The 25,448-nt window shown below is 63.2% G+C and carries 24 protein-coding genes; 8 read left to right on the forward strand and 16 right to left on the reverse strand.

Going from position 1 to position 25,448, the window contains the following annotated elements; translation table 11 throughout:
• Positions 1–170: 170 nt before the first annotated feature.
• Positions 171–3,203 carry a YadA-like family protein gene (locus tag B0D78_RS01740; RefSeq protein ID WP_078015267.1) on the forward strand — a complete coding sequence of 1,011 codons (3,033 nt, stop codon included), beginning with the start codon at positions 171–173 and terminating at the stop codon, positions 3,201–3,203.
• Between the two features lie 116 nt (positions 3,204–3,319).
• Here the strand turns inward: B0D78_RS01740 and recA are convergent, their stop codons facing one another.
• The 12 genes from recA to B0D78_RS01800 form a co-directional block, all read right to left on the reverse strand.
• Positions 3,320–4,480, reverse strand: a complete 1,161-nt coding sequence (gene recA, locus B0D78_RS01745; RefSeq protein WP_078015268.1) for a recombinase RecA — start codon at positions 4,478–4,480, stop codon at positions 3,320–3,322.
• A gap of 36 nt (positions 4,481–4,516) precedes the next feature.
• Positions 4,517–5,101: an RNA 2',3'-cyclic phosphodiesterase gene (gene thpR, locus B0D78_RS01750; protein ID WP_078015269.1), complete on the reverse strand. Its 585-nt coding sequence runs from the start codon at positions 5,099–5,101 to the stop codon at positions 4,517–4,519.
• On the reverse strand, positions 5,101–5,598 hold the full coding sequence (locus B0D78_RS01755; protein ID WP_078015270.1) for a CinA family protein: 498 nt from the start codon (positions 5,596–5,598) through the stop codon (positions 5,101–5,103). Before B0D78_RS01755 ends, thpR begins: the two co-directional genes overlap by 1 nt.
• Before the next feature lie 31 nt (positions 5,599–5,629).
• Positions 5,630–6,127 carry a phosphatidylglycerophosphatase A family protein gene (locus B0D78_RS01760; RefSeq protein WP_078015271.1) on the reverse strand — a complete coding sequence of 166 codons (498 nt, stop codon included), beginning with the start codon at positions 6,125–6,127 and terminating at the stop codon, positions 5,630–5,632.
• The gene (gene rimO / locus B0D78_RS01765) at positions 6,120–7,424 is read right to left on the reverse strand and encodes a 30S ribosomal protein S12 methylthiotransferase RimO (protein WP_078015272.1); all 1,305 of its coding nucleotides are present in this window, start codon (positions 7,422–7,424) and stop codon (positions 6,120–6,122) included. The genes B0D78_RS01760 and rimO overlap by 8 nt, the downstream gene beginning before the upstream one ends.
• Positions 7,425–7,428: 4 nt before the next feature.
• On the reverse strand, positions 7,429–8,427 hold the full coding sequence (locus tag B0D78_RS01770; RefSeq protein ID WP_078015273.1) for a helix-turn-helix domain-containing protein: 999 nt from the start codon (positions 8,425–8,427) through the stop codon (positions 7,429–7,431).
• Positions 8,428–8,482: 55 nt separating this feature from the next.
• Positions 8,483–9,166, reverse strand: a complete 684-nt coding sequence (gene rpe, locus B0D78_RS01775) for a ribulose-phosphate 3-epimerase (RefSeq protein ID WP_143521671.1) — start codon at positions 9,164–9,166, stop codon at positions 8,483–8,485.
• Positions 9,145–10,230, reverse strand: coding sequence for a PASTA domain-containing protein (locus tag B0D78_RS01780; protein ID WP_078015275.1), 1,086 nt, complete (start codon positions 10,228–10,230; stop codon positions 9,145–9,147). Before B0D78_RS01780 ends, rpe begins: the two co-directional genes overlap by 22 nt.
• Before the next feature lie 25 nt (positions 10,231–10,255).
• A complete protein-coding gene (locus B0D78_RS01785) occupies positions 10,256–11,551 on the reverse strand; it encodes an RsmB/NOP family class I SAM-dependent RNA methyltransferase (protein ID WP_078015276.1) in 1,296 nt (431 codons plus the stop codon).
• Positions 11,552–11,582: 31 nt separating this feature from the next.
• Positions 11,583–12,284, reverse strand: coding sequence for a DUF6391 domain-containing protein (locus B0D78_RS01790; RefSeq protein ID WP_143521673.1), 702 nt, complete (start codon positions 12,282–12,284; stop codon positions 11,583–11,585).
• 79 nt (positions 12,285–12,363) lie between these two features.
• Entirely contained in the window at positions 12,364–13,059 is a 696-nt protein-coding gene (locus B0D78_RS01795) for a zinc metallopeptidase (RefSeq protein WP_078015278.1), read from the reverse strand.
• A gap of 93 nt (positions 13,060–13,152) precedes the next feature.
• Positions 13,153–14,286, reverse strand: a complete 1,134-nt coding sequence (locus tag B0D78_RS01800) for a DegT/DnrJ/EryC1/StrS family aminotransferase (RefSeq protein WP_078015279.1) — start codon at positions 14,284–14,286, stop codon at positions 13,153–13,155.
• A 226-nt stretch (positions 14,287–14,512) separates the two neighbouring features.
• Here B0D78_RS01800 and B0D78_RS01805 point away from each other — a divergent pair, with 226 nt between their 5' ends.
• Positions 14,513–14,710, forward strand: a complete 198-nt coding sequence (locus B0D78_RS01805) for a hypothetical protein (protein ID WP_078015280.1) — start codon at positions 14,513–14,515, stop codon at positions 14,708–14,710.
• Between the two features lie 93 nt (positions 14,711–14,803).
• Here the strand turns inward: B0D78_RS01805 and B0D78_RS01810 are convergent, their stop codons facing one another.
• Both B0D78_RS01810 and B0D78_RS01815 read right to left on the reverse strand, forming a co-directional pair.
• Positions 14,804–15,169 carry a class II SORL domain-containing protein gene (locus tag B0D78_RS01810; protein ID WP_078015281.1) on the reverse strand — a complete coding sequence of 122 codons (366 nt, stop codon included), beginning with the start codon at positions 15,167–15,169 and terminating at the stop codon, positions 14,804–14,806.
• Positions 15,170–15,338: 169 nt separating this feature from the next.
• Positions 15,339–16,277 carry a DnaJ C-terminal domain-containing protein gene (locus tag B0D78_RS01815; protein WP_078015282.1) on the reverse strand — a complete coding sequence of 313 codons (939 nt, stop codon included), beginning with the start codon at positions 16,275–16,277 and terminating at the stop codon, positions 15,339–15,341.
• Positions 16,278–16,472: 195 nt separating this feature from the next.
• On the opposite strand from B0D78_RS01815, the gene dapF reads away from it, so the two are divergent.
• From dapF to B0D78_RS01840, 5 genes are all read left to right on the forward strand, one after another.
• Positions 16,473–17,288, forward strand: coding sequence for a diaminopimelate epimerase (dapF, locus tag B0D78_RS01820; protein ID WP_078015283.1), 816 nt, complete (start codon positions 16,473–16,475; stop codon positions 17,286–17,288).
• A gap of 28 nt (positions 17,289–17,316) precedes the next feature.
• A complete protein-coding gene (locus B0D78_RS01825; RefSeq protein WP_078015284.1) occupies positions 17,317–17,523 on the forward strand; it encodes a flagellar assembly protein FliH in 207 nt (68 codons plus the stop codon).
• A gap of 61 nt (positions 17,524–17,584) precedes the next feature.
• Complete coding sequence (locus tag B0D78_RS01830; protein WP_078015285.1) at positions 17,585–17,917, forward strand: diacylglycerol kinase; 333 nt, start codon at positions 17,585–17,587, stop codon at positions 17,915–17,917.
• Positions 17,918–18,005: 88 nt separating this feature from the next.
• Positions 18,006–19,058, forward strand: coding sequence for a BMP family ABC transporter substrate-binding protein (locus B0D78_RS01835; protein ID WP_078015286.1), 1,053 nt, complete (start codon positions 18,006–18,008; stop codon positions 19,056–19,058).
• A 93-nt stretch (positions 19,059–19,151) separates the two neighbouring features.
• Positions 19,152–20,795 carry a Na/Pi cotransporter family protein gene (locus B0D78_RS01840; protein WP_078015287.1) on the forward strand — a complete coding sequence of 548 codons (1,644 nt, stop codon included), beginning with the start codon at positions 19,152–19,154 and terminating at the stop codon, positions 20,793–20,795.
• 200 nt (positions 20,796–20,995) lie between these two features.
• Here the strand turns inward: B0D78_RS01840 and nhaC are convergent, their stop codons facing one another.
• Together nhaC and B0D78_RS01850 are read right to left on the reverse strand one after the other, a co-directional pair.
• Positions 20,996–22,549, reverse strand: a complete 1,554-nt coding sequence (nhaC, locus tag B0D78_RS01845) for a Na+/H+ antiporter NhaC (RefSeq protein WP_078015288.1) — start codon at positions 22,547–22,549, stop codon at positions 20,996–20,998.
• A 151-nt stretch (positions 22,550–22,700) separates the two neighbouring features.
• Positions 22,701–24,272, reverse strand: coding sequence for an amidohydrolase (locus tag B0D78_RS01850; RefSeq protein ID WP_078015289.1), 1,572 nt, complete (start codon positions 24,270–24,272; stop codon positions 22,701–22,703).
• Between the two features lie 375 nt (positions 24,273–24,647).
• Between B0D78_RS01850 and B0D78_RS01855 the strand changes: the two genes are divergently transcribed.
• The gene (locus B0D78_RS01855; RefSeq protein WP_078015290.1) at positions 24,648–25,322 is read left to right on the forward strand and encodes a GntR family transcriptional regulator; all 675 of its coding nucleotides are present in this window, start codon (positions 24,648–24,650) and stop codon (positions 25,320–25,322) included.
• The last annotated feature ends 126 nt before the right edge of the window (positions 25,323–25,448 follow it).

Consider the following 25,448-nt stretch of genomic DNA (forward strand, 5'->3'; position numbering starts at 1 on the left):
TTCCATCGCAGTGTGGATGAAATCTTTTATTTATCCCTGCGACGACAGGAACTTCAGGTATTCGAGGCGCGTCGTCGGAAGGAAAACAGACATTCCCGTTTTCCCCCGTCGGGGGACGCCTCTTGGGTGCGGCGTTCTTGATTCGTAAATATTCGAAAGGAGAATATCACATGGAAGAGCAAAGAAGGTTCTATTGGAAACGCGGCGCATCGGTTGCCGGCGCGTCGCTACTGGCGGCTGCGTGCTTGGGGCTGACGACGTTCCCGGGTACGGCCCTCGCTGCCCTGCAGAGCTGGGACGCTCAGATCGGCGGGGTCACGGTGAAGACTGTCGATGAAACCGATAACGTCTTGAACTTCAAGGCGGGCGAGATATCCAACATCGTTTTGACGAACAAGGGAGGCGCCATCGATATCGCCACCAGCCGTAACGTGCAGTTCAACAGAGTCGGCATCGGCACGGGAACGGTCCTCGAAAACGGCGGGGCGATTATCGGCAACGTCAGCATCAATAACCCCGAAGTCAGCTTGGGCACCGTGAACGGCCTGATCAACATCACACTCGACCCCGGCTGGGGCGAGGGCAACAGGCGCTTCCAGGCCGCCACCGAGGGACAGCTCAGAGAGATAGCCAACGCGGACATGTACTTCCACGTCAACCCCGGCGCGGCGGTCGATCCCGTCACCACCAACAAGGGCCCCATGACGGCCACGGCGGGAGCCGGAGGTCAAAATTCTCTGGCGGCGGGCGCCAACGCCACGACAGCCAAAACGGCGGCAAACTCCGTAGCCGTGGGCTACAAGGCGACGGTCAACGGGAGCAACTCCGTCGCCGTAGGAACTAACAACACCACGAGCTTTGGAACGACGACGATCGTCGGCAGCAACTCTTCGGCGACTGGGACTCTCTCCGGCGCCGGCAGCGTCGCCATGATGGGCTATCAGAACATACTGAAGGACGCCTCCCGCGTCGTCATGCTGGGCAGCCAGAACAAATTGACCGGCAACGCGGCGAAGAACGAGGCCAACAAGAGCGTGCTCATCGGCGCGGACAACCAGGTCAACCAGAACGCCGGTAACACGATCCAGTACTTCAAGCATACCACGCTGATCGGCACGGAGAACAAGAACGTCGAAAATCCGGAAAATTCGATCATCCTGGGCAACCGCAATACCGTGAGGGGGACCGGGACCGAAAGTGTCCTGTTCAGAACGCGGTCGACTCTGTCGGACACCATCGTCATCGGCGAGAGCAACTCCGCGATCGACACCCGCGTAGTCGGCGTTATGGGCGGCCTCAACGAAGCCTCAAGCAGCTACTGGTCCTCGGTCAACGGCGTTCAGAACAAACTGATAAACAGCAGCGCGTCGAACATCATCGGCATCAGAAACGTCATATCCATGGACGTCGCGCCGACGACGAACTTCTTCACGGGCGCGCCCAGCAGATACGTGCAGAACAACGTGATCGGCGTCGACAACAGCATTCTGAACGCGTCAGAGCAGAACAGCGTCATCGGCTCCGGGAACACTCTCTCCGGGACCAGCACGCAGAACTTCGTCGCCGGCTTCGGCAACACGCTGGGCGCGGACATTGCCGGCAGCCAGATCCTCTCCAGCGGCGGCACGGTGGCAGCTGGCGTCACCGACGGCGTGCTGATCGGCCGTGGTGGCAGCCTGACGGTGTCGGGCGGCGTGGCCCTCGGCAGCGGCTCCGTAGCCTCTGTCGACAAGGGCGCCGTCGGCTACGATCCGTCGACCGGCGCGGCTTCCACGGATACGTCGGCAACCTGGAAATCCACGGCAGCCGCCGTCTCCATAGGTTCTGCCGCCGGTACGGCGGGAGCGGTCACCCGCCAGATCGTCAACGTCGCCGCCGGTACGGACGACACCGACGCCGTCAACGTCGCGCAACTGAAGAAAGTGGCAACCGGCGCGGCAGCCGGCTCCACCTACACCATCGGCGCCGACCCGGCCGGCGCGGCTGCGGGCATCGTGCTCGACAGCTCGAACAAACGCCTCGACATCGTTCCCGACGGCAGCATCATCACCACCGCCGTGGTCGGACGCACCGTCAAGATCGGCGTGGATATGGATCAACTTTCCGGACAGCTGGATTTCTCTTCCAGATTCACTATCAGCGACAACGCGGCGACACCGGGAACGCATACCGTCGAACTCGGCAAGAACAAAAATCCCGAAATCAAGTTCGTCGGCGCCAACGGCGTCATTACCACCGTCGCGGGCGGCGTCGTCACGATCGGCCTCGATCCCGACGCGGGGCAGGGCGGCAAATGGAACCTTCAGACCAATGGAGGACCATCGATCGTCGTCGCCAAGAACGATACCGTCCAGTTCAAGAACGGCAGCAACATTGAAATCACCCGCGACGAAAGAGACGTGACCGTGCGCGTCGTCGACGCGCCCACCTTCGCCGGCAAAGTCACCGCCAAAGGCTTCGACGCGACCGGCAGCAAGATCGTCAACGTCGCCAAGGGAGACGTCACTCAGACCAGCGCCGACGCGGTCAACGGCTCGCAGCTCTGGGGCGTCTCGTCGAGCGTCTCCAATCACTTCGGCGGCGGCTCCACCGTCAACAACGACGGTTCCGTCTCCGCCCCCACCTACGTCATCCGCGGCGGCACGTACCATAACGTCGGCGACGCCCTCAGCGCCGTCGACACACAGTTCAACAACATCTACAACAACTTCGGTAACGTCTACAACCAGATGGGCGAACTGAGAAGCGAAATCAAGAGCACCGGAGCGCTCGGATCTGCCCTCGCCGGGTTGAAACCGATGCAGTACGACCCCGTCGAACCCAGCCAGATCATGGCCGGCTTCGGAGCGTACAGAGGCGAGTACGCGCTGGCCCTCGGCTTCGCGCACTATCTGAAAGAAGACTTCATGGTCCACGCCGGAGTGTCCGTCACGCACCACGGCGAGTCGATGGCCAACGCCGGCCTGACGTGGAAGATCGGTCGCAAGGAAGACAAAGACCAGATCCCCGAACGCTACCGCTCCGGCCCGATCAGCAGCGTCTACGTGATGCAGAAGGAGAACGCCGAGCTGCAGGTCCAGGTGGCCTCGCTCAAGCACAAGCTCGCCGAGAGCCAGGCCGACCAGGCGCGCGAGATCGCCGAACTGAAGGCGGATATGGAAGACATGAGACGCCTGCTGCGCGCCTCCGGCAAGCTCAAGTAACGCCGGTTTTCGACGGGACGGAAAACGGCGAAGAAACGCGAAGGGCCCCCGATCGTAGATCGTACGATCGGGGGCCCTTCGCGTTTCTTCGCCGCGCTTTCGGAGAAAACGCCGCGTTACTTTTTGCTCTCCTTCTCCGCTTCGGCCTGCATGGACTCGTCGGAGATGTCCAGATCGATCACTTCTTCGTCGATGTCCACGCCGTGGCCGCTGTCCACGGAATCTTCGTCGTCGCTTTTTTCCGGCGCCGTGTAGAAGCCAAGCCCTTCGGCGGCCTGATCGAGCACCGTCTTGCGGATCTCGGCCAGCATCTCGGGATTTTTGTCGAGGAACTCGGCCAGGCGGTCCTTGCCCTGGGCGAGCGTCTCGCCCTTGTAGGTGAGCCACGAGCCCTTACGCTTGACCACGTTGGCGTCGATGGCCATATCGACGATGGACATGGTGAGGGGGATGCCCTTGCCGTAGATCAGCGAGCAGTGGGCGCTGCGGAACGGCGGCGCCTGCTTGTTCTTGACCACCTTGATGTAGAGTTCGTGGCCGATCACGTCGTCGCCCTTGGAGATCTGCTTGCCGCGGCGCACTTCGATGCGTACCGAAGTGTAGAACTTGAGGGCGCGGCCGCCCGTCGTCGTCTCCGTAGGGCCTTTGGAGTAGCCCGTGGGGATCGTGGCGCGCAGCTGGTTGATGAACACGACGACGCAGTTGCTGCGGGCGATCGAGGCGGTGAGCCGGCGCAGTCCGTAGGACATCAGGCGCGCCTGCAGGCCCACCTGGCTCTCGCCGATCGTGCCGTCGATCTCCGCCTGCGGCGTCAGCGCCGCCACCGAGTCGACGACGACGATATCCACGGCGCCGCTGCGCACGAGCGTCTCGAGGATGAAAAGCGCCTGTTCGCCGCTGTCAGGCTGCGACAGGTAGAGCGATTCGATCTGCACGCCCAGCGCCGCCGCGAGGCGCGGGTCGAGCGCGTGTTCGGCGTCGATGAAGGCCGCTACGCCGCCGGCCTTCTGCGCTTCGGCGATGGCGTGCAGCGCCAGCGTGGTCTTGCCGCTGCCCTCCGGTCCGAAGATCTCGACGATGCGGCCGCGGGGAAGGCCGCCGATGCCGAGCGCCACGTCCAGCGGCAGGATGCCCGTGGGGATCACTTCCACGTTCGCCGTGTTGCGCTCGCCGAGGCGCATGATCGAACCGTCGCCGAACTTGCTGCGGATGTCGTCGAGCGCCTGCTCGAGAATGTCCTCGCGCGTCAGTTTTTTGCCCTTTTTTGTTTCAGCCAAGGGAAACTCCTCCAGTCTCTGTGGTTTTGTCGAAATCTATGCTCCGTCCGCCGCCGTTCCCAAACGGCAGACCGTCAACGGTTCGTAGCGCGGCCCCGCGGACGTCAGGCGGCTGCGCATGAAGATCGCGCGATCGGCCGTCCAACCGCGCCCGGCAAGCTTCCATGGACGCAGAGCGTCCAGCGCCGCCGGGTCGAACCTGCGCGAAGCGTCCATACGGGCCAGCGTCAGATGGGGCGAAAACTTTCTGCCGTCGGGCGGCAGCCCGGCTTCGCGGCAGGCGCCTTCGATCAGAGCGTTCAGCCGTTCGAGCGTTGCCGTGTCGCCGCCCAGCCCGGCCCAAAGCACGCGCGGCGGCCGGCCGAAGGTGCCCGTTTCCCGCAAAGTCAGCGTCGGCGGTGCGGCCCGACGTTCCGACAGCAGATCTTTCACGCACTCGCCAAGAGCCCGTGCCGCGGCTTGCGGAATTTCGCCGCAGAAACGCAGCGTCACGTGCAGACCGGCCTCCGCCGCCCAGCGGACGCCCGAAACTGCGGCGCGATTTGCGGCGATCCAGGCAGCGATCTCTTTTTTCAGCTCGGGCGCGAGCGGCAGGCAAAAGAAGCAGCGCACGCGCTCCATCACTCCGCCTCCGTCAGCGCCTCGATCAGCATCGAGAGGGCGTGAACCGCCGTCTGCGCGCGCACCGCGGCGCGGCCGCCGGCGAAATGGCGCACGTGGGCTTCGACTCCGCCGGGGCCATACAGGCCGAACCACACGGTGCCGATGGGCTTTTCCGCGCTGCCGCCGTCGGGGCCGGCCACTCCGGTCACGGACACGGTCCAGTCGGCGCCGAGCGCTTTCGCCGCGCCCCGCGCCATGAAACGCGCGCACTCGCCGCTCACCGCCCCGGCCGTGCTCAGGATCTCCTCCGGCACGCCCAGCAGCTTCGTTTTCACCGCGTTGGCGTAACTGACGACGCCACCGAGAAAGTACTCGCTGCTGCCCGGCACCGCTGTGATCGCGCCGGCGATCAGGCCGCCCGTGCAGGATTCCGCCGTGCCGACGGTGACGCGCCGCGCCAGCGCCAGTTCTTTGAGTTTCAGCGCCAGCGCCGCGATGTTTTCTTCCTGCGTCATGACGGACCTCCTTCGAAAATCGCCGCGTTTCCTAAAAAGGCCACCAGCCCTCGATGAAAACCTTTCTCAAGCCCCGCAGTACCAGATTGGCCAAAAGGCCGCCGGCCACGTCGTCGAGCATGATTCCCAAACCGCCGGGAGCCTTCTCGCAGGCGTTGACCGGCCACGGCTTGAGGATGTCGAAGAAGCGGAACAGCAGGAAGCTGGGGATGAGAAAATTCACCGCGCCGCCGCCCTGCCCAACCACGGCCGCATGCCCGATCGTGGCGATCAGCTGGCCGACCACCTCGTCGATGATCACTTCGCCGGGGTCGGCTCGGCCGCAGGCCTTTTCATATGCCCCTGCCGCCCAGACGCCTAATGCTGCCAGCGCGGCGATCGCCGCCAGACGGACCGGCTCGGGCAGAAACACCGCCAACACGCAGGCCGCGACGCTTCCCGCCGTGCCCGGCGCTTTCTTGACGATTTTCCCCAACCCGCCGACGGTGGCGATCAGCCCCGCCGGCGTCACCACAGGATCGTTATTCATGGATCGCCACTCCCGACAAATCATATTCCGACGAAGCGGTGATCTTCACCGCGATCACGTCGCCCGGCCGGGCGCGCTCCGCTCCCGTCACCGTGACGACGCCGTCGATCTCGGGCGCGTCGCGGAAGGAGCGGCCGACGCGCTCGCCCGTCTCCTCGTCGACCTCGTCGATCAGCACGTTCAGCTCATGCCCGACGAAATGCGCCTGCCGCGTCAGCGAGACCTGCTGCTGCAGTTCCATCAGTTCGTTGTAGCGCGCCGTCTTCTCCGCCTCGGGGATCTGGTCGGGAAACGCCGCCGCCGGCGTGCCGTCCTCGGGCGAATAGACGAACGCGCCAAGGCGGTCGAAGCCGATCTCCTCGACGAAGTCGAGCAGCTTGTCGAACTGCGCCCGCGTCTCGCCGGGGAATCCCACCATCAGCGTGGTGCGGAAGGCGAAATCGGGATCGATCTCGCGCCCGCGCCGGAACAGCTCGCGGATGTGGCGCTCCACCGGCGGGCGGTTCATGCGCCGCAGCACGCCGTCGTCGACGTGCTGGATGGGGATGTCGAGCCACGGCAAAATCACGGGGCTGGCGGCGACGCGTTCGAGAAAGGCCGTGTCGACCAGAGAGGGATGCAGATAGAACAGACGCAGCCAGACGCCGCGCGGCAGCTCCTTCTCCAGCTCGTCGAGCAGGAACGGCAGCGAGGGACGGCCGAACAGGTCGGCGCCGTAGATGCTCAGCTCCTGGCCGACGAGGCACAGCTCCTTCGCGCCTTCATCGACGAGGCGGCGCGCTTCGCCGACGATCTGCGCTACCGGCACGCTGCGCAGGCGGCCGCGGATGCCGGGGATGGCGCAGTAGGAACAATGGCTGTTGCAGCCTTCGCTGATTTTCAGATAGCGCGTCCAGGGCGTGCCCGACAGATCGGCGCGCAGGCAGCCGGACGCCGCCGCGGCCGGAACGTCGCGCCCCATCTCGCGGAGCAGCGCGCCCCAGTCCTCGGACTTCGCCCAGAAGTCGACCGTCGGGAACTCGGCCTTGAGTTCGTCGCCGTAACGGTTCAGCATGCAGCCGACGACGGCGATCCGGCTGACGACGCCCTCTTTTTTCAGCCGTTCCAGATCGAGGATGACCTGAATGCCCTCTTCCACGGCCGCCTGCAGAAAGCCGCAGGTGTTGACGAGCGCGACGTCGGCTTCCTCGGCGCGGCTGACGAGGCGGAATCCCGCCGCCTCGAGAACGCCGCCGAGGTGTTCGCTGTCGACGGCGTTCTTCGGGCAGCCGAGGCTGACGATGTAGAGGTTCTTCACAGGGTTATCTTCTCACTTTCAGGCTCGAGCCGTCGGGACGGTATTCGAGGCGCTGCACGCCGCCGCCGGGAGAACTGAAATCCGTCCCGTTCGTGGAGACCTGCACGTTCTGTCCGGCGCCGAAACGGACGGACAGCGTCCTGTCCAGCGGGAAGGTCTGTTCAAAACCTTCGCGCACCGTGGTCACAAGCAGGTCTTTGTCTCCCTCTCTGACGCGCAGCCAGCAGTCGCCGCTGGCGCGGATCGTCAGCGCGGCCTTGGCGGCGGCTTCGCCCGTTTTCTCCGGCATGACGGCCGGTTTCTCCGCAGGGACGAGGGGAGGCTCGGCGTCCGGCTCCGCGCCGGCGTTTTCTGCCTGTCGGCGAGCCTGCATTTCGCGTTGCACCGCCGCTTCTTCGGCTTTCCGCATTTCGTCGTGGCGCGCCTGTTCCGCTTCGCGGCTCTTCATCTCGTCATAGGCCTGTTCCCGCTGCAGCTTGGAAACTTCGCCGCGGAGGCGGTCCCAGTTGAACCACAGTCCGCCAAGCGCTCCTACGATGAGCAGAACCAACAGAATCACGCCGTTGCGGCGCGTCGAGCTGTGCCGGAAGCCGCGGGCCGGCAGCCCCATGTTCGCGGCGCCGGCCCGCACCGAGGAAGGCGGCATCATGGAATGCCGTCTCCCCGCGCTTTCTGACCGGTCGGCGGATTCCGACGCGCCCTGGGCCGGCCCGAAAGTGTCGATCGTCAACTGCTGGCGGTATTCGTTCCACAGCTCGGGAGCGCCGAGCAGCGTCGTGCAGGTGCGCACGAAACCGCGGGCGTACACCAGCGCTTTGAAGCGGGCGAAATTCCCCGCCTCGATGTCCTCGAGAAAGTTCTTCCGGATGCAGGTCGCCGCCGAGATGTCGTCGAGCGTCAGATTTTTGCTTTCGCGCAGGCGCTGCAGCTCGGCTCCCAGTTCCTGAAGCGAACGGGGTTCATCCTTCCTGCGCTCGCTCGTAGGGGTGTTCGCGTCTTTCATCGTGGTTCCTCCTTAAAAATACATGAAACACCGCTCGCGCACGCGGGCGCTTCCGCTATTCTCCATCCGCCAACGCACGCATTTTCGCGACGGTCGCCGCCGGGTCGGGCGTGCCGAAAACGGCGCTGCCCATCACGGCCACGTCGACGCCGCAGCGGCGCACCTGCGCGACGTTGGGCGCGCCGACGCCGCCGTCCATCTCGATCAGGAACTTCAGGCCGCGGGCTTCGCGCAGCTGACACAGCGTCACGGCCTTCTCCGTCACCTCGGGGATGAAGGACTGGCCGCCGAAACCGGGATCGACCGACATCAGCAGCACCACGTCGGCGATGTTCAGCACGGGCTTGATCAGTTCCACGGGCGTGGCGGGATTGAGCGCCACGCCGGAACGGACGCCGGCGGCGCGGATCTTCGAAAGGGCTCGGTGCAGGTGGCGGCACGCTTCCTGATGAACGACAAGGTAATCGGGGCGGGATTCGAGGAACATGTCGAGAAAATCCTCGCCGGGCTCGACCATCAGGTGAACGTCGATGACGGCGTCGGGATAGCGGCGGCGCAGCGCCTTGACGATCGCCGGACCGTAGGAGAGGTTGGGGACGAAATGACCGTCCATGACGTCCACGTGCAGCCAGTCGAAATCGCCTTTCAACGCGTCGACGGAGGCGCCGACCGCCAGAGGATCGGCGGAAAGGATCGAGGGCGCGATCAGAAACGGTTTCAATTGTAACGATCCTGCCATACGAAATTGCCTCCCAGATAGATGGTGACGACGGCTTCGCCCACGTAGGGGGCGTTGATCTTGATGTACTCGCCGGCCTTGGCCTTGCGGTTCACGAGCGTGTGCTCGCCTTCTTTGTCGATCAGCTCGATGACCAGCGTCTGATTGCTCACGGGCGGCGCCTGATAACGGATCGAAGCGACTTTTTTCTTCGTTTCGGCAGGCGGCTGCTTCTTGTCGTCCGGCGACGTCTGCGCGGCGCCGTCGCCCTGCCGGTTCTGAACGGCTGCCGTGTCTGGATCGATGCCGGGCTCTACGACGATCACTTTCGCGCCGCCGCCGCTCTTTTCACCGCCGTCCTGCTGCGGCGCCAGTTTGCGGTCCCAGCTGGCGACGCGCAGATGAACGTCGGCGCCGCGGGCCACGCGCTGGCCGGCAGCGGGATTCATGGAGACGACCATGCCCTGCGGCGAGCTGTTGCTGTAAACGTACTCCACGCGGGGACGCAGCGAGCTTTCGCGCGCCAGAGCCTCGGCCGTCTTCTCGTCGCGCTGGACGAGATCGGGAACGATCACCATGCCGGAAGCGGCGGCCGGCCCGAGGCTGATCAGCAGGCCGACTTCGCGGCTCTGGGAAATGGAGACGGGCGCCGCGGGATTTTGGGCGATGACGACGCCGGCGGGACGCTCGTGATTGATCTTCTGCACTTCGCCGAGGACGAAACCCGCCTCTTCGAGACGCGCCACGGCCTGTTTCTCCGTCAGACCGCGCAGATCGGGCAGCGGGAGCTTTTCGGAACCGCGGCTGACTTTGAGGATCGCCACTTTGTCGGCGCGGAGCTTGACGCCCATCTCCGGCCACTGGCCGATGACGGTGCCGCGGGGAAGCGCCGAGTCCTCTTCCTCGACGCGGGCTTTGATGCCCATGCGCTCCAGCGTCTGTACGGCCTCGATGACCGAACTGCCTTTCAGCAGCGGGATCGAACGGGCGGGATTGGAGAAGAAGACTTTATAACTGATAAAGGCCGCGCTGCCGATGATGCACAGCAGCACCACCAACAATGCCGCTCGAAAGGTTCTGCCCATGATGTTTGCCTCCGATAGAAAAAATTTATTTCGAGAACGCGGCGAGATAAAAGCCGTCGGTCCAAGGATTTTCCGGCGTCAGCACGCGGCCTCTCCCGCGATCGATCCCCCCGAAATCCGCGGAAAGGGGGCGTTCGGAGATTTCCGGGAAGGCGCGCAGCGCTTTCTCCACCACTTCTTCATTTTCCGCAGCGAGAAGGCTACACGTGGAATATACCACTTTACCGCCCTTTTTGACCAGCGAAAAAGCGCGGCACAGCAACCGATATTGGAGCTCCGCCAGTTCCGTCAGACTTTCCGGCGAGAGCCGCCATTTGCCTTCGGGGTGGCGGCGCCAGGTGCCGCTGCCGGAACAGGGCGCGTCGACGAGGATCGCGTCGGGGGCGGCCAGCGGCTCCAGCTCGAGGGCGCTTCCCGTCCGCATGACGACGCGGCCGCTCAGTTTCAGGCGTTCCATCTCGCGGACGCCGGCGGCGACGCGGCCTTTGGAGAGATCCCAGCCTTCGACGGCGATGTCGGGGCGGAGCTGGGCGATCTGGCCGGTCTTGACGCCGCGGCCGGCGCACATGTCGAGCAGGCGCGTTCCCTCGAAATCGGCGGCTTCCGTGCCGACGAGGATCGAGGACTCGCTTTGAGGGGTGAACCAGCCTTCTCCGTACCCCGGCAGCGCGCTGGGCAGCGCGGTGTCCGCCAGACGCAGCCCCTCGGGCAGCGGCGATTCCGCCACGATCTGTCCCGCTTCTTCAAGCCGTTGGGGCAGATCCCGCGGCGCACCCGGCGACAGACGCAGCGACAGCGAGCTGCCGCCGGCGTTCTGTTCGACGAGCCGGCGCCCTTCGTCCGCGCCGTAGTCGCGGCGCCAGCGTTCGCCCACCCAGAGCGGCACGCCGCTGAGCAGGCACAGCGAATCCAGACGGCCGTCGTTCCGCAGGCGCGCCAGCTCCGCCGGGCCTTCCTCCAGCACGCGGCGCAGCACGGCGTTCACCACGCGGGCGCCGCGCGGATCGCGCGCCTTCGTCCACTCGATCAGCGACGAGATCAGCACGGCGGGCGCGAACTTTTCCAGCTCCGTCAGCCCGGCCGCGCCCGTCAAGACCGCCGCCCGCACCGGCTTGGAAAACTTTTCCGGACGCGGCAGCAGGAATCTTTCGCGCAGATGTTCCCACAGCGAAAGCCGTCGCACGAGCGCATACGCCAGCGACGCCGCCAACGTGCGGTCCGGCGGCGAAACGCGGTCGCCCAGCGCCCGCAGCGACTCGCTGACGATGCCGCCTTTGCTCACTTGGCGCCAAAGGTACATGGCCGCTTCCACTCCGCGCATGGGCGCCGACGTCCTTTCCGCCGCTGGGGGCTTAATCTTCGACAATTTCGGCCTCGATGACATTTTCCGCCGCTGTGGACACCTCCACGCCGCGTTCGACGCTGCTGAAACGTCCGCCCAGCGCCGTTGCCGTGAGCACGCGGAACGCGGCGCCCTGCACCTGCAGCCCCGTCACGTCGCTGCCGCTCAGCGCGATCCCCTGCGCAAATGGAGCGACGTAAGGGGCGACGAACCACGACAGGACGACAGCCGCGACCACGCTGACCGCGTTCGCGCTCCCCGCGGCCGCCAGCAGAACGACCAGGGACAGGGCCGACAGCCCCATGGCGATGACGCGGAACAGCGGGCTTTCCGGAAGGATCCGCAGCGATTTCTCGCCGTTTTTCAGACGCGCCAGCGCCTGTACCGAAGCCTCGTAGACGGCGTTTTCGTCGTCGATGCCGTCGATGAAAAATCCCGCCGCCGAAGCGCTGCCGGTCAGTCCCGGCCAGCCGTTCCGGCGGAGCACGTTACAGGCTGCGTGGCAGAGCGTCAGATTGGCGCGTACGCGGGCGTCGAACAACATGTCCCAGATCTGCCGCGGCGCTTTCGTCAGCCCGCGCGCCGACGCGCCGGCAAGAAAGATCCCGCCGCAGAACACGATCATCATCAAAAAAAGCGGCATCAGCAGGATCCAGCCTCCGGAAAACAGAAACAGGAACAACAACATCAGCCATAAGGGATTAAATCTCATCGTCATCCTCCCGAAGGCAGACAGTCAAAAAACGGGTGGCCTCCCCTTTCTCGGGGACCACCCGATTTTTCGACTATCGTCAGTCGCGGCTGCGCGAGTTGCGAAGCGCCAGGAGACGCACGAGCTGGAGCGCCGCCATCAGTGTGGCCGACACATACGTCATGGCCGCGGCGTTGAGGACTTTGCGCGCGCCGCCGACTTCGTCCCGAGTCATCATGCCGTTCGTGGAAAGCACCTTGAGCGCCCGGTTGGAGGCGTCGAATTCCACGGGCAGCGTGATCAGATGAAACGCCAGCACGCCGACGAACAGCAGGATGCCGATGTTCATCAGCATGTTCGAAGCGCTCAGCAGACCGATGAAGAACAACGGCATGGCCGCGCTCGACGACAGCGACAGCAGCGGCACCACGGCGTTGCGGATCTGCAGCGGCGCGTAGCCCGTGGCGTGCTGCACGGCGTGCCCCACTTCGTGAGCGGCGACGCCGATCGCGGCGATGGACGTGCTGTCGTAAACGGGCTCCGAAAGGGACAGGCTGCGGTCGCGCGGATCGTAGTGGTCGGTCAGCTGTCCGCCCACCTGCCGGATGGGCACGCCCGACAGACCGTAGCTGTCGAGAATCTGCCGCGCCGCTTCGCGGGCCGTCAGGCCGCTGCGCGAATGGACCCGCGAGTAAGTGGCGAAGGCGTTTTTCACGCGCGCCTGCGCCCACATCGCCAACAGGATCGCGGGAAACAGAATGATCATGGTCCAGTCAAGACCCAGCATAGGCATCATTTTCAAAGACCTCCCGTGTTTTAGGTTAGCCCTATTGAATCATGAACAGACGATTTGGTCAATATTGGTAAAAACTACGATTTTACCGCCTGTCTACTTGTAGAATTTCGCGATCGCGTCGGCCACCCGCTGCTGCTCCTCCATGGTCAGCCCGGGGAAAACCGGCAGCGCCAGACACTCTTCGGCGAGCTTTTCGCTCTCGGGATAATCGCCCCGTGTGCCGCCGAGGAATGCGAAGCACTTCTGCAGATGCAGCGGCAGCGGGTAATAAACTCTCGAAGCGATCCCTTCGGCGCCGAGGAAGTCCATCAGCTCGTCGCGCTTTCGGGCGCGGACCACGTACTGATGATAGGTGTGGTAGTTGCCGGGAAGTTCGTAAGGCGCCGTCATGAATTCGCCCAGTTCTCGCTCGGCGAACAGCATCCGGTAGCGGTCGGCGATGCGGCGGCGCTCCTCGAGGCACTCGTCGAGATGGCGCAGGTGCACGCGCAGGATCGCGGCCTGCAGCGCGTCGAGACGGCTGTTGAGCCCCACTTCGTCGTGGAAGTAGGTGGTCCCGGCGCCGTGTACGCGCAGACGGCTCAAACGTTCCGCCCGGGCGTCGTCGTTCGTGGTCACCATGCCGCCGTCGCCGTAAGCGCCGAGGTTCTTGGTGGGGAAAAACGAAAAGGCGCCCAGATCCCCCCAGCCGCCGCAGCGGACGATTTTGCCGTCCGCCTTGCGCCACGTGCCAAAAGCCTGGGCGCAGTCTTCGACGATATGGATGCCGCGGCGTTTCAGCTCGGGCGCGATCTTCTCCATCTCCACCATCTGGCCGAACAGGTGCACGGGCATGAAAACCTTCGTGCGCGGCGTGATCTTTTCCAGCACCTTGGCGGGATCGAGGTTGTAGCTTTTCGGGTCGATGTCGGCAAAAACCGGCATAGCGCCGAGGCGCGTGATCGCGCTCACCGTCGCGAAGAACGTGAACGGCGTGGTGATCACCTCGTCGCCGGGCCCCACGTCGAGCGCCATCAGATCGAGCAGCAGCGCGTCGGAACCGGAAGCGCAGCCGACGGCGTGTTTGACTTCGAGATAATTGGCCGCCTCCGTCTCGAAGCTTTTCACTTCGGGGCCGAGCACGAAATATTGGTTCTCCACCACGCCGCGGATCGCTTCGTCGATTTCTTCCTTGATCTGCGCGTAATGCCTCTTCAAATCGAGCGTCGGAAGGGTTCTCTTTTCCATGGATGCATCTCCTCTGAGCTGGGACGGCGGCGTGAAAGGAGGCCGCCTGGATTATTCGTTCAAAAACGGGCCTTATCGATAAAATATTATCCCTCGGCGGCTCCGTTTTCTCTCAGGTCAGTTTATTGTATCACGAGCCGCAGCATCGTGACACAGAGAGTGAAGAAACTGGTACAATACGTAGCAGGAAGTTCTTTCTATAATTCAGACAAAGGAGCCTTTTCCCATGAGATTGATCGTCACGTTTCTTTCCGTCGGCACACTGATCGCTTACGGTTACGCGCTGGCCGGCCTGGGCGGCTATCTGATCGGCAAAGGGCACCTGAGCTACATCGTCTGGGGACTGCTGCTCGGCACGCTCAGCGCCGTCGCCGCGCTCTTCCTGTGGCGCAAACACGCCCGCGAATTCTACGTCGACGACTGATCCGGCGGGCAGGGCATGATTTCATGAAAAAAGCCGATGATCAAGCGATCACCGGCTTTTTTATCTTTGAAGATTTTGTGTTCCGCAGGCGGATTACTCCACCGCGATCTCGGCGCTGGATTCCCAGAGGCCGTGGATGTTGCAGTAGGAAACGGCGATGAGCGTGCCGCTCTCCTTGAGTTTGACGTGCAGGCATCCCTGAGGCGCCGTGGCGTTGTCGCCGTGGACGTCGAAGGTCAGCTCGCCGAGTTCGACCGCGAACTTGCTGGACGCGCCCTTGAAGTAGAGCTTGATCCAGGCGATGTAATGCTCCATCGTGTTGGGATGGGCGATCTCCTTGCCCACCGAAAGCATCACGTGGGCCGTCTCCCCCGCCTTGACGGACGCCGGCGCTTCGATCACGGGAACGTGCTTTTCGCCTTTCCAGTCGCCGCTTTGAATCAATTCACCAATTTTCATCGTATTACCCCCCATGGATAGATTTGGTTCTTGTACTCCGACCAATTATATCATGTATCTCCCGGAAGGGCAAAAATTATCGCCCGCTCCGCTCAAAGAACGTATAAAATCCCCCGCGCCTCCGGCAGATGTCGTTCGCCCGACTCCCTTCGCCGCAGAAAAGCGAGCGTCAGGCGTGCAGCGCCCTGATCTGTTCCCACAGTTCCCGTTCGCGGGAAGAGACGTTCTGCGGCACGCTGATCCCGATCACGGCGTAAAGGTCGCCGCGCAGGCTGCCGCCGCGCATGGGCAGTCCCTTGCCGTGCAGCCGCAGGCGGGTTCCCGACTGGGAGCCGGCGGGAACTTTCACTTTCAGCGCGCCTTCGGGAGACGGCACGCTTACGGTCCCGCCGAGCACGGCGTCCCACGGCGCCACGGTCACGGCGGTGACGAGGTCGTAGCCGCTGATCTCGAAGCGGCTGTCCGTCTCGATGTGAACGACGACGTAGAGATCGCCGTTCTCGCCTCCGCCCCGGCCGGGCGCGCCCTGGCCGCGCAGTTTCAGGCGCGAGCCTTCGCGGATGCCGCGGGGCAGGTTCACCTCGATGGTACGGGGCCCCGCTGCGCCGCTGAGGGTCATGTTCCGTTTCAGCGGCGCGGCCATCACGTCGGCCAGCGAAAGCGTGATCCGCACTTCGCTGTCTTCGCCGCGGGCCGCGCGGCCGCGGCCGCCGAAGAGGTCGCTGGCGCTGAAGCCCCGCGCGGGGCCACCCATGTTGCCGAAGATGGTCTGGAAGAACTCGCTGAAGCCGCCGCCGTCGCCGAACTCCATGTGCACGCCGCCGCCGGGGAATCCGCCGAAGCCCTGGAAACCGCCGCCCTGTCCGCCGAACTGCTGCGCGGCTTCCCAGTTGGGGCCGAGGGCGTCGTACTTCTGGCGCTTTTCCGGATCGTGCAGCACTTCGTACGCTTCGTTCACGTCCTTGTACTTCCGCTCCGCGCCGGGGGTCTTGTTCACGTCGGGATGGTACTTCTTCGCCAGCTTGCGGTACGCGCTCTTTATTTCCTGTTCCGTGGCGGTCTTGGACACGCCGAGAATTTCGTAATAGTCTTTGTAGGCTACGCTCATAGCCGGACACCTCCACTGGTCAGAGCGATTCTTTTATCGTCTAACCAAAGCTGACCATATTATATATTACTGGATTTCCTTTGTCCAGAGGAGGAAAACGAGACGTCGCGGAGCGAAACGGAAAGTTTTGGACAGAGCGCGCCGCTTGAGGTAAAATGAGAATGGAAAAATAAAGCGCCTCGCGGAGGAATGAGCATGGAGTTTTGGAAGATCAACGGCAACGGCAACGATTTCATCACGCTCGACATGCTGGCCGCGCAGAAATCGTCGGCCGAGCTGGCGAAACTGGCGCGACGCCTCTGCCGCCGCCGCGCCTCCATCGGCGCCGACGGGCTGCTGATCGTGGAGCCGTCCGCGAACGCGCATTTCCGCATGAGGCTGTTCAACGCCGACGGATCGGAGGCCGAAATGTGCGGCAACGGCGCGCGCTGTATCGCGCGCTTCGCCTGCGAGCGCGGCGTCGCGCCGGCCGAAATGACGTTCGAGACGCTGGCGGGCGTGATGCGCGCGCGCGTCGAGGGCAGCTTCGCCGAGATCGACCTGGGCGAGCAGTCGTTCGCGCCGGGCTGGATCGACCGGCCGCTGACGATGGACGGTGCGACGTTCCGCAGCTGTTTTCTGTGGGTGGGCGTGCCCCATCTCGTGCTGTTCGCATCGGAGGAGCTGAGCCGCGAGGACTGCCGGCGTATCGGCCGCGCGTTTCGTGCGGACGCGTCGCTGTTCCCGCAGGGCTGCAACGTGAACTTCGCGCGCCCCGTCGGACGCGGCGAGCTGACGGCCGTCACCTACGAGCGCGGCGTCGAGGACCTCACCGATTCCTGCGGCACGGGCGGCGTGGCGGCGGCGCTGTCGGCCAGTCTGCTGTTCGGCATGGACGGCCCGATCGAGGTGCACAATCCCGGCGGCACGAACCGCGTCGCTTTCGAACGGCTTGACGAGACGCGCTTCCGCGCCGCTCTGGGCGGGAACACCGCCGTTGTCGCCAAGGGGGAACTTGGCCCCGATGCCTGATCATACCAGTGAAGGGGGAGAAGAGTTCATGAAGGACAAACGAGAGCTTTCCAAGGACGAGCTGGAGCTGCTCCGCGACGAAGCGCTGCCTCCGGCGGAAGACGAAGAGATCATCGAGGACGACGATTGGGCGGAGTTCCGCAAGATGAGCCCCGAAGAGCAGAAGTGGGCTCTGATTCAGCTTCAGCTCGATCAGGAACAGAAATACATCGAGAGTATTTTCACTCCCGAATAGGGAATAAAAAAACGCGGAACGGCGTTCCGCTCCGCGGCAGAATCTTTCAGGACGTGGTGTGATGAGACATTTTTTCAAAGCGCTGGCGTATTCCTGGAGCGGCTTTCTCGTGCTGCTCAAGGAAGCCGCGTTCCGTCAGGAGCTGGTCATGCTGCTTGCCGCGCTGTCGGTCGTGTGCTGGCGGCGCGGCCTTTCCGCCCTCGGCGCCGCGCTGCCCTGGGGGCTGCTGGTGCTGGTCGCGGAAGCGCTCAACACCGGCATCGAAAAGACGGTGGATCTCTGCACGCCGGAACGGCATCCGTTGGCCAAAGCCGCCAAGGACGCGGCCAGTTTCGCCTGCGGCACGGCGATCCTGGCGTTCGCGCTGGTCTGCGCGCGGGAACTTTTCCTTTAGATCGTTTCGGTCGGGAGGCCGTTGTCTTCCGGCCGCAAAATGCCGGAAGTCCGAGAGCTTCCGGCATTTTTTTGAAAGGCGGGATGTGATGCGTTTCCTTCGCGTTTTACTGCTGCTGGCCGTATGGTCAGTGAGCGCCGCGCCGCTTCAGGCGCGCCGCCCTCTGCCGATCGGAGTCGTTTTTTCCTGCGGTCCCGAGGACTCGATGTTCCGTTCGTCGTTGAGCGGTATCAAGCGCGCCCGATCGGAACTGGACGTTAAGATCACCAGCTATCTCTGCAACTACAACAGCGCCGAATACGAGTCGACTGTCGCGGAGGCCGCCCGGCGGAACCGGCTGGTGCTCGCCGTCGGCAGTCCTCTCGCCGAAGCGGTCGACAGGGCGGCCCGCGCGCACGAAAGCGCCGATTTCGTGCTGTTCGACGCGAAATCCGTCAATCCCGGGGTCTCGTCGGTGCTGTTCCACCAGAGCGAAGCCAGTTATCTGGCCGGCGTGCTGGCCGTCCGTCTGGCGGCGCGCCGAAATTCCCGGAAGATCGGCATCATCCTCGGCGAGCGCGGCGAAAAAACGCCGGCGATGCTGGATTTTCTGCTCGGCTTTGAGCAGGGGGCCAAGGACGCCGACGGACGGACGACGCTGCTGAAACGGAGCGTCCAGTCCTGGAACGCCCCTCAAAAAGCGAAGGCCATTGCCCGCGCCATGCATGACGAGGGCGCACAGGTGATCTTCCAGGCGGCGGGGTTGTCGGGGAACGGCGTCGTCGAAGCCGCCATCGAAGAGGGTTTCTACGTGATCGGCGTGGACGAACCGCAGGAGCGCCTTGCTCCCGGCGTCGTGCTCACGGCGGTGTTGAAGCGCTTCGACCTGGCCCTCTTCGACGTGATCAGCGCCCGCGTGGGCGGTCATCTCCGGCGCGGCGCCACGCTTCATTATCGGCTGTGGAACCGCGGCGTCGAACTTTCGTGGACTTCCAACGCGCTGATCCCCGACGAACTGCGCCGCGAGCTCGAAGGGCTCTCCTACCGCATCGTTGACCGCGCGATCCGCGTCGCCAGCTGTTATAACGACGACGGCACCTTCAAGGCGACGCTGAAACCGCTGCCGCCGGAGTTTTCCGCCTCGGGATCGGGGAAAAAATAACGTTTTCGCCACGGGGTTCCCATCGGCACCTTGAAGCGAAGAAACGTCTGCTTCATCGAAGGGACGGCTTTTCATGAGAAACGGGGGGAACGAATGAATCTGAGCACTTTGTTCCAGATCATGGGCGGCGTCGGGCTGTTTCTGTACGGCATCAAACTGATGGGCGACGCCCTGCAGGACTTGACGGGCGACCGCATGCGCACGCTCATCGCGTCGCTGACGAGTACGCCGCTGAAAGGCGCGCTGGTTGGCACGCTGGTGACGATGGTGATCCAGTCGAGCGCCGCCACGACGATCATGTCGGTGAGCTTCGTGCAGGCGGGGATGATGACGCTGAAACAGGCGCTCGGCGTGATCATGGGAGCCAACATCGGCACCACCGTCACGGCGCAGCTGGTCGCTTTCAACATGAAAGAGCTGGCGCTGCCGCTGCTGGGCATCGGCATGCTGTTGGCGGTGTTCGGCCATTCCAAAAAGCGCCGCTACGTCGGCAACGGCATCTTCGGCTTCGGCCTGCTTTTCATCGGCATGAACACGATGGAGCACGCGCTCGGCTTTCTCGCCGCCAACAAACAGTTTTTCCTCAGCTTCGCCTCTCGGCCGCTGCTCTGCGTGGCTGCCGGTACGCTGCTGACCATGGCCGTGCAGTCAAGTTCGGCCACCGTCGGCCTGACGATCGCCATGGCCGTGCAGGGACTGCTGCCGCTCCAGTCGGCCATCGCCATCCTGCTGGGCGACAATCTTGGCACGACGATCACCGCCGTCATCGCCGCACTGGGATCGAGCCGCTCGGCCAAGCAGGCGGCGGCGGGACACGTGCTCTTCAATCTGCTCGGCGTGGCCATCTTCCTGCCGCTGCTTGTCCCTTACTCGGCGCTGATCTCGCACACGTCCGGGAATATCGCCCGTCAGCTGGCCAACGCCCATACGCTCTTCAACGTCGTCAACACCATGTTCCAGCTGCCCTTTGTGAGCCTGCTCGCCCGGCTAATCCAGAAACTGCTTCCGGTCAGGGATGAAAAAGTTTACACCGGCGCCCGTTATCTGAACGAGAGCCTGCTGAACACGTCGCCGGCCGCCGCGCTTACGGCGGTGCGCAATGAACTGCTGAACATGGGCGGCATGGCGCTGGAAATGCTCGACCTGGTAAAGCAGGCCTTCGCCGCCAAGGACCCGTCCGCCGCAGCCAAGCTGAACCAAGTGGAGGACGGCCTCAACGACCTGACGCGGCGCGTCGCCTCTTTCGCCGCTAAGCTCTGGCAGCGCCACATCTCCGATCATCTTTCCTCGCTGCTCGAATCTCTCGTCAACGGCTCCAGCGACATCGAGCGCATCGGCGACCATGCCCAGAACATGATGGAGCTTTACGAATACCTTCAGGACCACAATCTCGAATTTTCGCCGTCGGCCGTCCAGGAGTTTTCCGCCATGATGGCTCTGGTCCGCGAGATGGTGCAGAAGGCGCTCGAAGCCCTGCGCGCGGAGAACGTCGAACTGGCCCGCGAGGTGTCGGTGACGATGGAAGACCGGGTCGACGCCATGGAGAAGCAACTGCGGCACATGCACATGCAGCGCCTCAACGACGGGACCTGTACGCCCTCGTCCGGCGTACTCTTCATCGACCTGGTCAGCAACATGGAGCGCATCGGCGACCACGCCACCAACGTCGCGGAAATCATTCTGGAAACGTCCGGTCTGCAGGCACGCCGGGAAACGGGCAAAAAGTTCGAGCTGTGACGAGCGCGGGGAGACGCGCGCGTCGCCGCGAGGACGTCCCAAAAAGCAACCGGCTGAACGTCTACCGCGCCGCTTCGTGGTGTAGCTTTTTGACTCAAACGACGAACGAGTTGCCTTCCAACTCGTTCGTCGTTTTTTATCGGGAGTTAGTGTGAAATTGCCCTCGGAATGTAACAAAGTCAAACTTTCAATGCAGGATATTATTCGGCTGCTCTGGCGTTGATCAGCGTACGGCGTTCGCGTTTGATGGAGCCGTCGGGCTGGCGCCAGAATACGCCGATACCGAGGTAGATGATGGCGATCGCGACGAACGGGCAGAGCCAATTCAAGAGGGCATAAGGAGCGTAATCGAGCGTGGCGACGCCGAGGACGCCCGCCGCGTAACCGGCGCAGACGTTCCATGGGATCAGCACGGAAGTCAGCGTGCCGCAGTCTTCCAGCGAACGGGAAAGCATGCGGGGTGCGAGCCCGCTCTCCGCGAATTTTTCCTTGAACATGCGCCCGGGGATGATGATGGAAAGATACTGGCTGCCTGTCAGCAGATTGCCGATAAAACAGGAGGCGATCGTCGTGGCGATCAGGCCGCCGGCACGGCGCACGCCGCGAGTGATGGCGCTGAGCAGAACGCGCAGGAAACCGCCCGCTTCAAGAAAACCTCCCATGGCCATCGCGGCGATAGCCAGCTCGACGGACCACATCATCGGGAACATGCCGCCGCGCCCCACAAGACGAGAGATCATGGCGGACACGTCCTTGGCCAGTTCGGGCGCAAGCGTGATCCCCCTTTCGGCCAGGAGCCCGGCAACGGCCGTCATGTCAGCGGCGCCGGCGACCTGAGCCGTCAGCTGAGGTTTGTAGCCGCTCTGCCCAAGGGACCAGATCTCGCCGATGGAAACGCCCTGGGTAAAGGCCATGATGACGGACACGAGAATACCGAGGCAGATGCCGGGCATGGCGGGGACTCTCAGCGCCGAAGCGACGATAACCACAAGCGGCGGCACGACGCAGAGCCAGCTCACGTTGAACTCGGCGGCGATCATGGTCTGGATGGCCTTGATGCGCTCGGCATCCAGCGTCTGACCGGCAAAACCGCGCCCCCAGAAGATGTACACGGCGAAGCAGATCAGCAGTGTCGGCAGAGTGGTCCAGAGCATGGCGCGGATGTGATCGAACAGGTCGTTTCCGGCCACGGCCGGAGCCAGATTCGTGGTATCCGAAAGGGGCGACATTTTGTCGCCGAAGTAGGCTCCCGAGACCACGCAGCCGGCGGTCATGGCGGCGGGGACGCCCAACCCGTTGCCGATGCCCATCAGCGCGACGCCGATCGTTGCCTCGGTGGACCACGAAGAACCGGTGCAGAGAGCGATGATCGAACAGATCACCATGGTGGCCAGCGGGAAGTACGCGGGGCTGAGGATGTCCAGACCGTGATAGATCAGGCCGGGGATGATGCCGGCACGCATCCAGATGCCAATGAGAATGCCGACGAGCATCAAGATCATGCACGAGGGCAGCGAGGCCATAATGCTGTTCAGCGCCGCCTGCATGACGTCGTCGTATTTCAGCTTCAGCCACCAGCAGTCGACCAGAGCCACTACCATGGCCAGCATGGCGATGGGCACGTGCACGTCGACGCCGTATTTCAGCGTTGCCAGCGAGACGACGGCCGTGATCAGGGCGATCAGCAGAAGCGCCGCTCCCAGCGTCGCTTCGCGTTTTGTTTCGTGCGGAACTCTCTTTTCTTCTTCCAACATCGTTGTTTCCTCCTTCACGATTTCAAATTCGCATACGAGCGTCTCGCGGATGCCCGGTAAAACACCCCGTTAACCGAGCCGTAGCGCGGCTTTCAGCCTCTGCGCCGGAGCGGATGTTCCACGTGGAACATCCGCTCCGGCGCAAAAATTTTCAGCGCGACCAAACCTTTCTTCCCTCCAGATACGTGGCCAGATGCGTCGTGCGGCGCAGTTCCATGGCAGGCTTTTCAAAAGGATTGCCGTCGGTCACGGTGAAGTCGGCGCGATAGCCGGGATGGATGCGACCGAACTCGTTTCCTCTGCCGACGGCGCGCCACGGATTGATCGTATAGGCCGTCAGGGCTTCGTCCAGCGTCAGCGTCTGCGAGGGATCGTACTTGAGCGGCGAGCCGTCGTCGTCGCAGCGGCACACTGCATTCCAGATGCCGATCCACATGTTCTCCAGTTCCATCGGCGCGTCGGTGCTGCCCACGACAAGCAACCCCGTGTCCCAGAGCGCGCGGAAGGGATACGCGTCGAGGGCGCGCTGCGCGCCGAGGCGCAACGGCGCCATGACGCGATCGGTGTAGCATTGACAAGGCTGCAGGTCGAGCACGACGCCAAGGCGGGCGAGTCGTTCGCGCAGGTCTTTGGGACAGCAGATCACGTGCACGAAGCGATACGGCAGTCGCGGCCGTCCCTCTTCCCCGATGACGCGTTCCACGGCGCCGGCGGCCTGTTCGACGGCCGCGTCGCCGATCATGTGCGCCTGCACCTGAATGCCGCGGCGGTGAGCCGCGCGGATCAGCCGATCAAGCTCTTCGTCGGTGTGATTGGGTACGCCGCGGCTCCCGGGCATGTCGTCGAAGGGCTCGCGCATGGCGCAGGTGTGTCCGCCCAGCGTGCCGTCCATGAAGATCTTCAGGCCGCCGTACATGATCTGATCGTTGCCGATGCCGGAGCGGAAGGTGAACTCCGGCAGCCGGTCGTGATAGCAGATCACGCGCACGGGCAGTTTGCCCCGCTCGTACAGATTCTGCCAGGTGAAGATTTCCTCGCCGAGAGCGTATTTGGGCGCGTCGCAGGCATGCCCGCACGTGACGCCCCGAGAGGCCATGCACAGCGCGGCTTCCTCCATCGCGTCCGTAAGCTTTTGCGGCGTCTCGTATTCCGCTGCCACCGCTTCGATGATGGGAGCTGCGCCGCCTTCGGTCATGACGCCGGTGACTTCGCCCCTTTCGTCGCTCAGCACGTAAGGATCGGCGCTGTTCCACAGGCCGCTTTCCTTCATGGCGCGGGTGTTGGCGATGTGGCGATGGCCGCAGTAACGGCTCATCACGACGGGATGGTCGAAGTTGAAAGAGTCAAGCCATTCCCGCGTCGGCGGCGTCGTGTCGGCCCAGGCCATCTCGTTGAAGTTAATGGCGCGGATCCATGCGCCGGGCTTGAGCTGCGCCGCTTTTTTGCGAAGCATCTCGCCGGCTTCCGCAAGAGATTTGACCGACAGCAGGTCGACGTAGAGACGTTGACGGGCAAAAGCGGTCAGATGCAGATGCCCGTCGCTCATGCCGGGCATGACCATGTTGGCGCCATAATCCTCCACGTCTGCGCCGGGACAGGCAGCGCGAGCGCTGGCCCAATCGCCCACGTAAACGAAACGACCGTTCTCGACTGCCGTCGCCTCGGCCCAAGGGCGGTCTTTGCATCCCGTCCAGATCTTGCCGCGAATCACAAGGCTTTTCATATTCTGCGCCCCGCCTTTCCTTCGATTTTCTGTTTTGGTCCTGCAGAAAACGCATACGAATTTCAGCCGACATCACATAAGCAATCGACGCAAAATTCTGTCTCGTCGGATATTTATTATAATTCAGTATTGTATACGTCTTTGCGTTTTTTTCATCTGCCCAAAATCACTCATTTGTTCCCATCCGATGAGACAAAATTACAGCAATAAAATGCAAAAATCGTATTTTGCAAAAATTTAGCTGCGATATATCTCGAAAAATCCGCACAGAAACGGCTCGCGGCGATGTGGTGTATAATTGTGAAGATCGTTCCGACAGCGACGGGAGTCAACGGCCGACCGTCCATTCAGCCCAGCTTGCAGGAGGCTCTGAAAATGAAAGAACCGGAAGCTTACGCCCCGACTGCCGCGGATTTCGTCTACCGACATCTGCGCGCCCAGATCTTCGCCAAAAAGCGCCAGCCCGGCGACCGGCTCACCGAGGAGGCGATCGCCCAGGAGCTCGACGTCAGCCGCACGCCCGTGCGCGAGGCGATCCGCCGCCTCACCGCCGAGGGATTGGCGACGCTGATCCCCAACGCCGGCGCCCGTCTGGCCAATCCGACCAAGAAAGAAATCATGGATACCTACGAGCTGCGCGAATATTTGGAGTGTCTGGCGGCGCGCAAGGCGGCTCTCAACATCACGGGCGCGCAGGCGAACACGCTTCAGCAGACGATCGACGAAGAAGAGCAGATTTTCGCCGCCCGCAATTTCGAGGCCTATCTCGACGTGAACAACCGTTTTCACCGCACGCTGGCGGAGTGTTCCGGCAACGCCGTGCTGGCGGAGTTCGTCGGCAATCTGCTGGCGCGCACCTGCGTGTACATGATCTTTTACGATTCGTTCTTCGACATGAGCACCAACCCCAGTCTCGACGAGCACCGCGCCCTGCTCAAGGCGCTGCTGGCGCACGACTCCGACAAGGCGGAGCAGCTCATGAAAGTCCATTTGATGCTGTCGGCCACGTCGCTGAAAAGCAACGAAGGACTGCGCGTTCGCAGCGAATAAACGTAGACCGCCATGAAGAGGACGCGCTACCTTGGAAGGATCGCTCAACCGGTTTTATCGTCTCCGTTAACAGAGTTACCGTTATCTAAACATCAAAGATACAGTTCCGTCGAAAATATGCTATGC

This window comes from Pyramidobacter sp. C12-8 (assembly GCF_002007215.1).
GTDB lineage: Bacteria > Synergistota > Synergistia > Synergistales > Dethiosulfovibrionaceae > Pyramidobacter.